The 14047-nt window shown below is 67.2% G+C and carries 10 protein-coding genes; 1 reads left to right on the forward strand and 9 read right to left on the reverse strand.

Annotation, left to right across the window (positions count from 1 at the left end):
* Positions 1 to 109: 109 nt before the first annotated feature.
* From folC to AWC24_RS06915, 8 genes are all read right to left on the reverse strand, one after another.
* Complete coding sequence (gene folC, locus AWC24_RS06880) at positions 110 to 1525, reverse strand: bifunctional tetrahydrofolate synthase/dihydrofolate synthase (RefSeq protein WP_085083312.1); 1416 nt, start codon at positions 1523 to 1525, stop codon at positions 110 to 112.
* A complete protein-coding gene (locus tag AWC24_RS06885) occupies positions 1522 to 4173 on the reverse strand; it encodes a valine--tRNA ligase (RefSeq protein ID WP_085083314.1) in 2652 nt (883 codons plus the stop codon). Before AWC24_RS06885 ends, folC begins: the two co-directional genes overlap by 4 nt.
* 79 nt (positions 4174 to 4252) lie before the next feature.
* Complete coding sequence (locus AWC24_RS06890) at positions 4253 to 4846, reverse strand: DUF937 domain-containing protein (RefSeq protein ID WP_085083316.1); 594 nt, start codon at positions 4844 to 4846, stop codon at positions 4253 to 4255.
* Positions 4847 to 4929: 83 nt separating this feature from the next.
* Positions 4930 to 6186, reverse strand: coding sequence for a saccharopine dehydrogenase family protein (locus AWC24_RS06895; protein WP_085083318.1), 1257 nt, complete (start codon positions 6184 to 6186; stop codon positions 4930 to 4932).
* 82 nt (positions 6187 to 6268) lie between these two features.
* The gene (locus tag AWC24_RS06900; protein WP_174813645.1) at positions 6269 to 6592 is read right to left on the reverse strand and encodes a transglycosylase family protein; all 324 of its coding nucleotides are present in this window, start codon (positions 6590 to 6592) and stop codon (positions 6269 to 6271) included.
* 878 nt (positions 6593 to 7470) lie between these two features.
* Positions 7471 to 8046: a molybdenum cofactor guanylyltransferase gene (gene mobA / locus AWC24_RS06905; RefSeq protein WP_085083323.1), complete on the reverse strand. Its 576-nt coding sequence runs from the start codon at positions 8044 to 8046 to the stop codon at positions 7471 to 7473.
* A gap of 15 nt (positions 8047 to 8061) precedes the next feature.
* Positions 8062 to 9156: a 2-oxoacid:ferredoxin oxidoreductase subunit beta gene (locus tag AWC24_RS06910; RefSeq protein WP_085083325.1), complete on the reverse strand. Its 1095-nt coding sequence runs from the start codon at positions 9154 to 9156 to the stop codon at positions 8062 to 8064.
* Complete coding sequence (locus AWC24_RS06915) at positions 9153 to 11096, reverse strand: 2-oxoacid:acceptor oxidoreductase subunit alpha (RefSeq protein ID WP_085083327.1); 1944 nt, start codon at positions 11094 to 11096, stop codon at positions 9153 to 9155. Before AWC24_RS06915 ends, AWC24_RS06910 begins: the two co-directional genes overlap by 4 nt.
* A 461-nt stretch (positions 11097 to 11557) precedes the next feature.
* Between AWC24_RS06915 and AWC24_RS06920 the strand changes: the two genes are divergently transcribed.
* Positions 11558 to 12691, forward strand: coding sequence for a fatty acid desaturase family protein (locus tag AWC24_RS06920; protein ID WP_085083329.1), 1134 nt, complete (start codon positions 11558 to 11560; stop codon positions 12689 to 12691).
* Between the two features lie 27 nt (positions 12692 to 12718).
* On the opposite strand, the gene clpX is transcribed toward AWC24_RS06920, so the two are convergent.
* On the reverse strand, positions 12719 to 14002 hold the full coding sequence (clpX, locus tag AWC24_RS06925) for an ATP-dependent Clp protease ATP-binding subunit ClpX (protein ID WP_085083331.1): 1284 nt from the start codon (positions 14000 to 14002) through the stop codon (positions 12719 to 12721).
* Positions 14003 to 14047: the final 45 nt, after the last annotated feature.

Here is a 14047-nt window from a genome sequence, read left to right on the forward strand (position 1 = left end):
TGCACGTCATCTGGCACTGCTGGCAAGACCACCTCGCCTACAACCCCGACAAACACCGAGCGCTCCAGAAAACCCTCGCCCAAAAAGGGGCGGCTTGACATAGGGCTTCTCATGCCGGGTCCTTTCCGAACAAGGTGCGGGCGGCACCGGCGGTGACTACCGAGCCGGTGATCACGATGCCGGTTCCGGTGGTGTCGCCGTCGGAGTCGAATTCATCGACCAGGGCGGTCGCGGTGTCGATGGCGTCCTCGAGCGTGTCGGTGGTTACCACCCGGTCTTCACCGAACCACCGTAGGGCGACCGCGGTCAGCGTCTCGACATCCAGGGCACGCGGGGAACCGTTGTGGGTCACCACGATTCGATCAAAAACCGGCTCCAGGGCGGCGAGGATGCCGTCGGCGTCCTTGTCCCCCAACACGCTGACCACACCGACCAGGAAGCGGAAGCCGAAGTCCTCGGTCAGCGCCTCGGCCAGCACGGTGGCGCCGGCCGGGTTGTGTGCGGCGTCGACGAAGACCGTGGGCGAGCTGCGCATCCGCTCCAGCCGGCCCGGACTGCGCACCGCGGCGAAGCCCGCCCGAACCGTGTCGACGTCGAGTTGGCGTTCCGCGCCCGCCCCGAAGAACGCCTCCACCGCCGCCAGGGCCAGCACCGCGTTGTGCGCCTGATGCTCGCCGTGCAGCGGCAGGAAGATGTCCGAGTACACCCCGCCCAAGCCTTGCAACTCCAACAGCTGACCGCCGATCGCCACTTGGCGGCTGCGCACCGCGAACTCGGAGTTCTCCCGCGCGACCGCGGCGTCGGCACGCACCGCCTGGCTCAGCAGCACGTCCATCACCTCGGGCGTCTGGCGGGCGATCACCGCGACGGTGTCGATCAGTTCGTCCGACGAGCGGTGGATGATGCCGGCCTTCTCCGCGGCGATCGCGGCGACGTCGTCACCGAGGTAGTCGACGTGATCGACCGCGATCGGGGTGATGACGGCGACCGGCGCCTCGACGACATTGGTGGCGTCCCAGCTGCCGCCCATCCCGACCTCCACCACGGCGACGTCGACCGGGGCGTCGGCGAACGCGGCGAACGCCATCCCGGTGAGCACCTCGAACTTGCTCATGGCCGGCCCGTTCTCGGCTTGCGACGACGCGTCGACCATCTGCACGAACGGTTCGACCTCGGCGTAGGTCTCCACATACCTGGCGGGACTGATCGCCGCACCGTCGATCCCGATGCGCTCGACCGCCGACTGCAGGTGCGGGCTGGTGGTGCGCCCGGTGCGGCGAGAAAACGCCGTCAGCAACGCGTCGATCATCCGCACCACCGAGGTCTTGCCGTTGGTGCCGGCGACGTGAATCGACGGATATCCGCGCTGCGGGGAGCCGAGCAGTTCCAGCAGGGCGTTGATCCGGGTCAGGCTGGGTTCGATCTTGGCTTCGCCCCAGCGCTGATCGAGCAGGTGCTCGACCTGCAGCAGCGCCGCGATCTCGTCCGGCGTCGGCTCGCCTGCGCCGACCGAGTGCTCGGTCATGCCAGGACCGAAAGACGCGCGGTGATCCGGTCGACCTCGTCGCGCGCCAACTGCTGGCGGGCCCGGATCTTGTCGACCACGGCTTCAGGCGCCTTGGCCAGGAACGCCTCGTTGCCGAGCTTTGCCGCGGTGGCGACCAACTCCTTCTCCGCAGCGGCGAGATCCTTTTCCAGGCGCCGGCGCTCGGCGGCGACATCGACGGTGCCGGAGGTGTCGAGCTCGACCACCACGGTGCTCGTGCTGTGGGCGGCGCCCAACCGGACCTCGACCGTGGCAGACGGTACGAAATCCGCGCCGGGCTCGGTCAGCCAGGCCTGCGACGCCACCGCGGCCACCTGGGTGGCCAGGTCGGCGTCGTCGATACCGGATAGCCTGGCAGGCACCTTCTGCCGGTCACGCAGCCCCTGGTCACTGCGGAACCGCCGCACCTCGGTCACCAGCTTCTGCATGTCGGTGATCCGTTGTGCGGCAACCTGGTCCAGGACTACTCCGGACGGCTCGGGCCAGTCGGCGATCACCAGCGACGCTGCGCCGGTGAGTTCCTGCCACAGCGTTTCGGTGACGAACGGGATCACCGGGTGCAGCAGCCGCAGCAGCGTGTCGAGCACCGCGGCCAGCACCGCGGTGGTGTGTGCCAGCCCTTGACCCAGCTGGGTCTTGGCCAGCTCGACATACCAGTCGCAGAACTCGTCCCAAGCGAAGTGGTACAGCGCCTCGCAGGCCCGGCCGAACTCGTAGCCCTCGAAGGACGAATCCACCTCGGCGCGAACCTCTTCCAGCCGTCCCAGAATCCACCGGTCGGCATCGGTGAGCTCGTCGAGCGGCGGCAACGGGGCCGGTCGGGCGCCGTTGATCAGTGCGAATCGAGTGGCGTTGAACAGCTTGGTGACGAAGTTGCGCGACGCGCGGGCATGATCCTCGCCGATCGACAGGTCACCGCCGGGGCTCGCGCCGCGGGCCAGCGTGAACCGCAGGGCATCGGCGCCGAAGGCTTCCACCCAGTCCAGCGGGTCGATGCCGTTGCCGCGGGACTTGCTCATCTTGCGTCCGTGCTCGTCACGGATCAGGCCGTGCAGGAACACGTTCTCGAACGGCACCGTGCCGCCCTGCAGGGCGGGATCGTCGGCGACGAAGGTGCCGAACATCATCATCCTGGCGACCCAGAAGAACAGGATGTCGTAGCCGGTCACCAGAACGGTTGTGGGATAGAACTTCTCCAGCTCGGCGGTGGCGTCGGGCCAGCCCATCGTGGAGAACGGCCACAGCGCCGAGGAGAACCAGGTGTCGAGCACGTCGGGATCCTGCTCCCAGCCTTCCGGCGGGGTTTCGTCCGGCCCGACACAGACCTTCTCGCCGTTGGGGCCGTGCCAGATCGGGATGCGGTGCCCCCACCACAGCTGCCGCGAGATGCACCAGTCGTGCATGTCGTCGACCCAGGAAAACCAGCGGGGCTCCAGGCTTTTCGGGTGGATGACGGTGTCGCCGTTGCGCACCGCGTCCCCGGCGGCCTTGGCTAGCGAGGAGACGTTGACCCACCACTGCATCGACAAGCGGGGCTCAATGACCTCGCCGCTGCGTTCGGAATGCCCGACGCTGTGCAGGTAGGGCCGCTTCTCGGCGACAATGCGTCCTTGCTCGGCCAGCGCTTCGCGCACCGCGACCCGCGCCTCGAAGCGGTCCATGCCGTCGAACTGCGTCCCGGTGCCGGTGATCCGGCCCTTGGTGTCCAGGATGGTGGGCATCGCCAGCTGGTGCCGCAGTCCGATCTCGAAGTCGTTGGGGTCGTGGGCGGGGGTGACCTTGACCGCCCCGGTACCGAATTCCGGATCGACGTGCGCGTCGGCGACGACGACGATCTCCCGGTCTGAGAACGGGTGCGCCAAGCTGGTGCCGACTAGGTCGCGATAGCGGTCGTCGTCGGGGTGCACCGCGATCGCGGTGTCGCCGAGCATGGTCTCCAGCCGGGTGGTGGCCACCACGATATGGGGTTGCCCGTCGTCGAGGGAGCCGTACCGGAACGACACCAGTTCGCCCTCGATGTCGTCGTATTTGACCTCGAGGTCGCTGATCGCGGTCTCCAGCACGGGTGACCAGTTGACCAGCCGCTCGGCCTGGTAGATCAGGCCGGCGTCATAGAGGCGCTTGAAGATGGTGCGGACGGCGCGGGACAGGCCGTCGTCCATGGTGAACCGCTCGCGGCTCCAGTCCACCCCGTCGCCGATCCGGCGCATCTGGGTGCCGATGGTGCCGCCGGATTCCCGCTTCCAGTCCCAGACCTGCTCGATGAAGCCGTCGCGGCCGAGTTCCTCCTTGGTCTGCCCTGCGGCGTTCAGTCGCCGCTCCACCACGCTCTGGGTGGCGATACCGGCGTGGTCCATGCCCGGCAGCCACAACACCTCGTAGCCCTGCATGCGCTTGCGACGGGTCAACGCGTCCATCAGGGTGTGGTCGAGCGCGTGCCCCATGTGCAGGCTGCCGGTGACGTTCGGCGGCGGGAGCACGATCGAATAGCCGGGCTTGGTGCTGCCCGGGTCCGCGGTGAAGTAGCCGGCATCGACCCAGCGCTGGTAGATCGCGTCCTCGACCGCACCCGGCTCCCAGGATTTGGGCAGGGGTTCGGTGTTGGCGGCGTCGGGGGTGGCGGTCACCGCTCAATTCTAGGAACGACGGCCCGCCGCACGGCAAAGCCCCCGGACCGGGCCCGGTCCGGGGGCTGGTACAGACTGGCTACTTCTTGCCGCCGAGCAGTCCACCGAGGATGTCGCCGATGGCGCCGCCGGTCTTGCCGCCGATCATGTTGCCCAGGATGCTGCCCATCGACTGGTTCTGGGCCCCGCCGCCGGAGCTCGCGCCGCCCAGGATGCTGCCGAGGATGTCCCCGAGGCCGCCGCCACCGGAGGCCTGCTCTTGGGCCGGCTCGGCCTTCTGGCCGGTCAGTTGCTTGCCGATGTAGGCGAGCACGATCGGCGCGATGATCGGGAGCAGCTTCTGCAGTAGGTCGTTGTTGCCCGCACCGGCGCCCGACAGCGCCGAGGCGACCTGGTTGGTGTCGTTGCCGCCGAAGATGGTCGAGATCACCTGCTGGCCCTCGGCCTGGTCGCCGGCGAACGCGTTGCCCAGCAGCCCCTGGGCCGCGAAGCTGTTGGCTTTGCTGGCGATGTCGTCGGCCTGGCCCGGGTCCTGGGCGTTCTGGCTCAGTCCGCTGACCAGCACCGGCACCAGGGTACGGATGGTGTTGTCCACCTCACCCGAATCGGCGCCGAGCTGCTTGGCGATGTCTTGTACGGGGATCTGCGCGAATAGATCGTCGAGGCCGGCCATGAGAGTTCCACCTTCGTTGCTGGGTGCTGTCGTGACAGCGGTCGAAAACGACATTAGCGGAAAGCGCCGCCGGCCCGCACCGGTCAGTTCAGCCGGGAAACGTCCAGCGTGACACCTGCTGCGCGCAGTCGGGTCAGCAGCGCGTCACCCATCGCGGCAGCGGGCGTGAGCACCCCGAAGCGGTCGGGCAATGCATCGCGGTTCAGCGCCAGCGCCAGCGCACTCTCGGCCAGCATCACCGAGGTCGCCTGGTAGCCGGGGTCGCCCTGCTGCGCCATGACCGCCAGGTAGCGGGCACCGGTGCTCGTGGTGGTGTAGGTCTCGACGCGGTAATAGCCGTTCTCGCGGCGGCTCTGGCTGGGGCCCGTACCCGGCTTGGGCAGCACCCGCTCCACCAGTCGGCGCGGCAGCAACCGGAAGAATCGACTCCCGAGTCCGACGGTGACCGCGCTGAGCCCGGTCGCCAATCCCGACAGCGCCGGAGCCACCGCCGACGAGCCGACGCTCATGTGCTCGGCGTAGCGGAACTGCCGGCCGTAGGCCCACTCCAACAGCCCGTTGCTGCGCCGCACGATCCGGGTGTTGTAGGGCGCCATGACGAAGCCGGCGGTCCAGATGCCGGTGAGTTCGGGTGCGATGTCACTGCCGCGACGCCATGCCAGGTCGGGCTGCGCGCCCAGATCGGGCTCGGCGCCGCGATCGTCACTGAGCGTGTAGGGGTCGAAGAGTTGACGTCGGGCGTCGGCGTCGGTGGAGGCGGTCCGCATCACCTCGGTCATCGAGGCGATGGTGCCGCCGGAAAGACCGCCGGAGAACCCCCGCACGACGAAATCGGTGTCGAGCAGTTCGCCGGCGTCGTCATCGCGGGCCGCGCGGTAGAGCGCGTAGACGCTCAGATCCGACGGGATGGAGTCGAAGCCGCAGGCGTGCACGATGCGCGCCCGGGTGTCGACGGCCTGTTTCTGGTAGGTGTCGATGCTCTCGCGCACGAACATCGCCTCGCCGGTGAGATCGACGTAGTCGGTGCCCGCCGCCGCACACGCCGCAACCAGTGGCATTCCGTATCGCGTGTAGGGGCCGACGGTGGTGATGACCACCCGGGTGCGGGCCGCCATCGCCTCCAGCGACGCCGGTTTGTCGGCGTCGGCCACCACGATCGGCCAGTCCTGCGCTGCGCCGCCGATCTCATCGCGGACGGCGCGCAGTCGCTCCGCCGAGCGGCCGGCCAGCCCGATCCGAGTCTCGCCGCCGGCGCGGGCCAGGTATTGGGCGGTCAGTTTCCCGACGAAACCGGTCGCCCCGTAGACGATGACGTCGAGTTCACGTGGCGTCTCAGACATGGGCTCGACGCTACCCGCCGCACCGGATCCCGGAGACGGCGACGGCGCCGGGCTCATTCGCCCGGCGCCGTCGTCTGGAGGGTCAGCCCCGGCGGCCGCAGACCGGCCACGCGCCGATGCCCTGGCTGCGCAGCACGTTCTCCGCCACCCGGATCTGCTCGGACCGGCTGGCGTTGTGCGGCATGCCGCTGCCACCGTTGGCACGCCAGGTGCCGGCGTTGAACTGCAGACCGCCGAAGTAGCCGTTACCGGTGTTGATCGACCAGTTACCGCCGGACTCGCAGGCCGCGATGGCGTCCCAGTTGACGCTGTCCGCCTTGGCGGTGGCGTCGGACAGCACGACCGCACCGGTGATCATGGCACCGGCGATCGCGGCCATGGTGAGGGGCTTCCGGACGTTCTTCAACATCGTTCCTTTCGCAATGCGCGCGCCGAAGTGCAGCTGGGATGGCCCTCAGGCGGGAGTGATCTTCGAGACGTGCCGTCTAGGTCGGGCACGACAGCGGGGACAGGGGCTGCCCGCCGAGATGACACCCGGCACCGCGGAAGCATTCATGGGGCCGCCCGCGGCCCCGCTCACACGCGGTTCCGTGAATTCAATTTGTTTGCCCTGCATGCGGGCCTGGGGAAACTTACGAAACGTTCATGCGAGAAGTCCAACCGAATGACGCGGGCATCTCGGATGAATAACGAAACCATCACGCCAGCGCTAGGAGCGGTTTTTGCAGGTCATCCGTTGCTTTTAGACTTTCTAAGTGTTGGCCGCGCGGATTGTTCTTCGTGAGTCAAATCACGGACATTTTGTGGGCTGGGCCACTGACGCCGCGCGCCGTTGCCGCGACGGTCCCGCCCCAGCCGTCTCATCTGCCCCGCAACTTGCAGGTCACGGCACATATGGGGTAGGGATCGTGCACGCATCACTGCGGGCGGGACAGTCGGCGATCAGCGTGGCGCATGGGCGAGATCACCGCCACTGCTGTGGGCGGACAATTCGATTGCAGCAGACATCGGCGAGGACGACCTCCGAGCGCGTCGCATACCGGAGAAGACCAGCGTGAGGCATGATTCCTGCTGCACTACAACAGTTTTCGGCGGACCGAGCGGCACTCGGCGGTCGACGACCACCGGAGATCGCCGAGTTTCGATAAAGGACCTATTTCATCGCGATAACACGAACGTCTATTGAAGGCCCCGTAGCGGCGCTGAATCCATTTCATCGCCTCTGCCACCGTATTTGCTGCCCTATTCTCGCCGCTACCGGCAGAAGGCACAGCGGGTGCGGGCTCAGCAGAGGCCGGCGATGTCATCCGGAGAGTTGAGGTTGACCAGCGGCGCCGGATCATCGAGTTCGATTCGCTGCACCGCGACCATGTCGACCAACGCCCCCATCCGGCGCTCCCCACCGGCCACCAGGGCGTCGATGGTGCCGGCCAGTTCCGTGCGATACACCGCGGCCAGGTAGTGGTCCCGGCCCGCCCGGGGCAGCACCACGTCGGCAGCGCGATGGGAGCCGGCGAGCAGGCCGATCAACGCGGGCGTCAGCGACGGCATGTCGACCGCGCAGACGAACGCGCGATCCGCGCCGGCGCGCGCGGCGGCACGCAACCCCAGTCCGACCGCGGGCAGCGGCCCCAGTCCGGGCACCTCGTCGCGCAACACCCGGGCGGGCAGTTCGGGAAGGTCCTGCCCCTGGGCGGCCACCACGAAGACCGGATCGCAGCGCTGGGCGACCACCGATGCCAAGTGCTCGATCAGAGTGCGGCCGTCGAATCGACCGGCCACGGTCAGGGTGGCCTTGTCGCGGCCCATCCGGCGCGATGCCCCACCGGCGAGCACCACGCCGGCCAACCGGCCGGTCATGGCGTCAGGCTCGCCTCAATCCACGGTCCAGGTGTCGCGGCCACGCAGCAGCGCCTGCAGCGCGGCGGTGTCGTGCGGGGCGGCTTGGCGGGCCTCGGCGACCTGCGCGCGTGCCAGGTCGTCGTAGGTGGGCTTGGTGATCTTGCGGAAGATGCCCATCGGGAAGTGCGACAGATCCTGCTCGGAGAGCCGTGACAGCGCGAACGCGTAGGACGAGTCGGCCAGCGTGGCGTCGTGCACGACGATCTGCTCGGCCGAGACGTTGGCGGTCTTGGCCACCTCGAGCCCGAAGCCGGACTTGATCACGCAGTACTCGCCCTCGGCGCCGAAGGTGACCTTCTCGCCCTGCCGGACGTTGATGATGCGGTTCTCCGCACCCTCCTTACGCAGCAGGTCGAAGGAACCGTCGTTGAACACCGGGCAGTCCTGCAGGATCTCCACCAGCGCCGAACCGCGGTGTTCCATCGCACCGCGCAGCACCTCGGTGAGGCCCTTGCGGTCGGAGTCCAGGGCACGGCCGACGAAGGTCGCCTCGGCACCGATCGCCAGCGAGACCGGGTTGAACGGGTTGTCCAGCGAACCGAACGGCGTCGACTTGGTGATCTTGCCGGTCTCCGACGTCGGCGAGTACTGGCCCTTGGTCAGACCGTAGATCCGGTTGTTGAACAGCAGGATGGTGATGTTGACGTTGCGGCGCAGCGTGTGGATGAGGTGGTTGCCACCGATCGACAGGGCGTCACCGTCACCGGTGATCAGGAACACCTTCAGGTCTTCGCGGGCGGTCGCCAACCCGGTCGCGAACGTCGGTCCACGGCCGTGGATCGAGTGCACACCGTAGGTGTTCATGTAGTACGGGAAGCGGCTGGAGCAACCGATACCGCTGACGAAGACCACGTTCTCCCGGCGCACCCCCAACTCCGGCAGGAAGTTGCGCATCGTGTTGAGGATGGCGTAGTCGCCACAGCCCGGGCACCAGCGCACCTCCTGATCAGAGGTGAAATCCTTGGACTTCTGCGGCTCGTCGGTGGTGGGCACCCCGGTCAGGGCGGTCAGCCCCAGCTCGGTGCCTACCAGGGAGCTGGCGGGTTCGGTCCCCAAATCTGATGTCATGAGTTCGCTCCTGCTGTACTGCCCGCGATAGTAACCGCCGCGGCCGTGGCCAGCGACGCCTTCTCGTTCTCCCGCTCGGCCAGCGTGCCGGCCAGCGCGTCGTCAATGATCGCCTCGACCTCGTCGGCGAGGAAGGCCTGACCGGCCACCTTGGTCACCGACTGGATGTCGACCAGGTAGCGGCCGCGCAGCAGCAGCGCCAACTGGCCCAGGTTCATCTCCGGCAGCACCACCTTCGGGTAGCGCCGCAGCACCTCGCCCAGGTTGGCCGGCAGCGGGCTCAGGTGGCGCAGGTGAGCCTGCGCGACCTTGACGCCGCCGCGCCGGGCCCGCCGGCACGCCTCGGCGATCGGGCCATAGGAGCTGCCCCAGCCCAGCATCAGCAGCTCGGCGTCACCGGTCGGGTCGTCGACGGCCAGGTCGGGCACCTTGATGCCGTCGATCTTGGCCTGCCGCAGCCGGACCATCAGGTCGTGGTTGGCCGGCTCGTAGGAGATCGCGCCGGAGCCGTTCGCCTTCTCCAGACCGCCGATGCGGTGTTCCAGGCCGGGGGTGCCGGGGATGGCGAACTGGCGCGCCAGGGTCTCCGGGTCACGCGCGTAGGGCGCGAAGTCCTCCCCGGCCTTGGCCAGGTTGCGCTCGATGGGCTCGATCGCGCTGATGTCGGGGATGCGCCACGGCTCGGAGCCGTTGGCGATCGCGCCGTCGGAGAGCAGCACCACCGGGGTGCGGTAGGTCAGCGCGATCCGGACGGCGTCGATGGCGGCGTCGAAGCAGTCCGACGGCGTGCAGGGCGCCACCACCGCGACCGGCGACTCGCCGTTGCGGCCGTAGAGCGCCTGCAGCAGGTCGGCCTGCTCGGTCTTGGTGGGCAGGCCGGTCGACGGGCCGCCGCGCTGAACGTTGATCAGCAGCAGCGGCAGTTCGGTCATCACGGCCAAACCCAGCGCTTCGGCCTTGAGGGCCAGCCCCGGACCGGAGGTGCTGGTGACGCCCAGCGCGCCGCCGTAGGAGGCGCCGATCGCCGCGCCGATGCCGGCGATCTCGTCTTCGGCCTGGAAGGTCAGCACGTTGAAGTTCTTGTGCTTGGACAGCTCGTGCAGGATGTCCGACGCCGGGGTGATCGGGTAGGTCCCCAGCAGCACCTGGGTGTCGGCCAGTTGGCCGGCGGCGACCACGCCGTAGGCCAAGGCGGTGTTGCCCGAGATCTGGCGGTACTCGCCCGGCGGCAGCTTGGCCGGTGAGATCTCATAGGTGGTGCCGAACGCCTCGGTGGTCTCGCCGTAGTTCCAGCCCGCCTTGAGCGCCAGCACGTTGGCCTCGGCGACATCGGGCTTCTTGGCGAACTTCTCCCGGATGAACTGCTCACTGGTCTCGATGGGCCGGCCGTACATCCACGACAGCAGCCCGAGTGCGAACATGTTCTTGGCCCGCGCGCCGTCCTTCTTGGTCGCACCGATCACCTCGACGGCGCCCAGGGTCAGCGAGGTCATCGCGACCGGGACCACCACATAGTCGGAGAGCGCTTCGGTCTCCAGCGGATTGGCCTCGTAGCCGATCTTGGCCAGGTTGCGTTTGGTGAACTCGTCGGAGTTGACGATCACCATCCCGCCGCGCGGCAGATCGCCGATGTTGGCTTTCAGCGCCGCCGGGTTCATCGCCACCAGCACGTCCGGGCGGTCACCGGCGGTCAGGATGTCGAAGTCGGCGATCTGGATCTGGAACGACGACACGCCCGGCAAGGTGCCCTGCGGGGCGCGGATCTCGGCCGGGTAGTTCGGCTGAGTGGCCAGATCGTTGCCGAACAACGCCGCCTCGGAGGTGAAGCGGTCGCCGGTGAGCTGCATGCCGTCGCCGGAGTCGCCGGCGAAGCGGATCACTACTTTTTCGAGTTTTTGACGCCCGGGCGCCGACCCGGCTCCGTTACCGCTCGGACCCACGGCCCCCGCCTTCCATCACTGTCTGACCACTGTCTGACCGGGCCCGCACAGCGCGGCTGGCGCAACCCACACGTTTTTCTGTCACTGGCAGTACCGATTATTGCACCGTTCTTAGAGACGGTTCGACGCCACACCGTATCGGAACCCCACCGACTTACCGGTAAACCCCGACGTCAGGATGGAGTTCGCGCCCGACCGGGACCAAGAATGTGGTTTTCATCACTATAGGGGGCGGCCGAACTTTAAGAGAAGTTCGCTACCGGCGAGTAACTGTTGTCAACGTCCCGTCGTCGCCAGCGCGTGAACGGCGACACGGTTCTACCGGGTTGGGTCGCAGAGCAATGCTGTTTACCAGCGGCTCCCGCGCCCGCCGCTCGTGTCGCCCCGAGGCGGATCATCGCGTAGGGTGCGGGCCAGATCGACAAAACAGCCCTGGCTCCCACCACCCTAGGACTCGTTACGTGGCAATCAGCCAGGTCGCTAGCTACGCCCATCTCAGCGAAGCCGACGTCGAAGCGCTTGGCCTCGAGCTGGACACGATTCGCCGCGCCGTCGAAGCCTCCCTCGGTGCCAAGGACGCTGCTTATATCCATCGCACGATCATGTTTCAACGGGTGCTGGATGTCGCGGCGCGGTTGGTGATTCACCGTAGCAAGACCGTGCTGGGCTGGACGGTGGGCACGGCCGCCCTCGCGGTGGCGAAGTGCGTCGAAAACATGGAGATCGGCCACAACGTGACTCACGGCCAATGGGACTGGATGAACGATCCCGAGATCCATTCCAACACTTGGGAATGGGATATGACGGCCGTCTCGTCACAGTGGCGCTACTCCCACAACTATTCCCACCACGTGTTCACCAACATCATCGGGATGGACGAGGACATGGGGTTCGGCATCATGCGGGTCAGTCGTGACCAGCCCTGGGGGCCGGGCAACCTCCTCCAGCCGCTGGCCAACCTGGTGTTGGCGGCGATGTTTCAATGGGGCGTTGCCCTGCACACCCTGGCCTCGGGGCGTAGCCGCGCCCTGACCGACGCCGAGAAGTCCGCGGCCACCCGAACGTTCTTCCGCAAAGCCGCCCGCCAGGTGACCAAGGAGTATCTGCTATTTCCCGCGCTCGGTGGACGGCGCTGGCGCCGGACCCTGGCGGCCAACGCCGGCGCCAACCTGATCCGGAACGTGTGGGCGTACCTGGTGATCTTTTGCGGCCACTTTCCCGACGGCGCCGAAAAGTTCGACCCAGCCGTGCTGGAGCGGGAGACCCGCTCCGAATGGTATCTGCGACAGATGCTGGGCTCCGCGAACTTCGACGCGGGACCTGTACTGGGATACCTGAGCGGCAACCTGTGTTATCAGATCGAGCATCATCTCTTCCCCGACCTGCCCAGCAACCGACTGCCGGAGATCGCGGTTCAAGTGCGTGCGTTATGCGACAAGTACGACCTGCCGTACACCACTGGTCCGCTGCCGCGCCAGTACCTGATGGTTGCCCGCACCATTGTCAAGCTGGCACTGCCTGACAAGCTCCCGGCAACCGGCCGAAAAGGCCGCGATTCTCGGCGGCGCCGACTGCGCGCCACCCTGAAACCCTGAAACGGAGCGCCGCGCCCGCTGTTCGACTTAGGCGCTCTTGTCGCGGCGCTCGGAGCGTGATGCCTTGCGGGGCACGATGGTCGGCAACACGTTGTCCTGCACCGTTTCCTTGGTGACCACGACCTTGGCGACGTCGTTGCGGCTGGGGATGTCGTACATCACCGGCAGCAGCACTTCTTCCATGATCGCCCGCAAGCCCCGCGCTCCGGTGCCGCGGTGGATGGCCTGCTCGGCGATCGCCTCCAGTGCGTCGGGTGAGAACTCCAGCTCCACCCCGTCCATCTCGAACAGCCGGGTGTACTGCTTGACCAGAGCGTTCTTGGGCTCCGAAAGGATCTTGACCAACGACTCCATGTCCAGGTTGGTCACCGAGGCCACCACCGGCAGCCGGCCGATGAACTCCGGGATCAGGCCGAACTTGATCAGGTCTTCGGGCATCACCTCGGCGAAGTGGTCGACGGTGTCGACCTCCGCCTTGGACCGGACCTCGGCGCCGAACCCCAAGCCGCGCTTGCCAACCCGGTCGGAGACGATCTTCTCCAGCCCGGCGAAGGCGCCGGCCACGATGAACAGCACGTTGGTGGTGTCGATCTGGATGAACTCCTGGTGCGGGTGCTTGCGGCCGCCCTGCGGCGGAACCGACGCCTGGGTGCCTTCCAGGATCTTCAGCAGTGCCTGCTGCACGCCCTCACCGGAGACGTCGCGGGTTATCGACGGGTTCTCGCTCTTGCGGGCGATCTTGTCGACCTCGTCGATGTAGACGATGCCGGTCTCGGCGCGCTTGACGTCGTAGTCGGCGGCCTGGATCAGCTTGAGCAGAATGTTCTCCACGTCCTCACCGACGTAGCCCGCCTCGGTGAGTGCCGTCGCATCCGCTATCGCAAACGGGACATTGAGCATCTTGGCCAGCGTCTGGGCCAGGTAGGTCTTGCCGCAGCCGGTGGGGCCCAGCATCAAGATGTTGGACTTGGTCAGCTCAACGGGCTCACCGGAGCGGGAGTCCCGGCTCTTCTCGCCGGCCTGGATGCGCTTGTAGTGGTTGTAGACGGCCACCGCCAACGTGCGCTTGGCCGTGTCCTGGCCGATGACGTAGCCCTCCAGGAAGTCCCGGATCTCAGCGGGCTTGGGCAGCTCGTCGAGCTTGACGTCGTCGGCGTCGGCCAGCTCCTCTTCGATGATCTCGTTGCACAGGTCGATGCATTCATCGCAGATGTAGACGCCCGGACCCGCAATGAGCTTCTTGACCTGCTTCTGGCTCTTCCCGCAGAACGAACATTTCAGCAAGTCACCGCCGTCTCCGATGCGCGCCATGGTGCGTGAGGACCTACTTCCTGTTCGCCGTCCGTCGTCGAGGTA

Source organism: Mycolicibacter senuensis (assembly GCF_002101885.1).
GTDB lineage: Bacteria > Actinomycetota > Actinomycetes > Mycobacteriales > Mycobacteriaceae > Mycobacterium > Mycobacterium senuense.

Excerpts from the sequence above, each read along its gene's own strand:
- folC (WP_085083312.1), bottom strand. The coding sequence starts at position 1,525 with ATGACCGAGCACTCGGTCGGCGCAGGCGAGCCGACGCCGGACGAGATC.
- AWC24_RS06890 (WP_085083316.1), bottom strand. The coding sequence starts at position 4,846 with ATGGCCGGCCTCGACGATCTATTCGCGCAGATCCCCGTACAAGACATC.
- AWC24_RS06895 (WP_085083318.1), bottom strand. The coding sequence starts at position 6,186 with ATGTCTGAGACGCCACGTGAACTCGACGTCATCGTCTACGGGGCGACC.
- mobA (WP_085083323.1), bottom strand. The coding sequence starts at position 8,046 with ATGACCGGCCGGTTGGCCGGCGTGGTGCTCGCCGGTGGGGCATCGCGC.
- AWC24_RS06910 (WP_085083325.1), bottom strand. The coding sequence starts at position 9,156 with ATGACATCAGATTTGGGGACCGAACCCGCCAGCTCCCTGGTAGGCACC.
- clpX (WP_085083331.1), bottom strand. The coding sequence starts at position 14,002 with ATGGCGCGCATCGGAGACGGCGGTGACTTGCTGAAATGTTCGTTCTGC.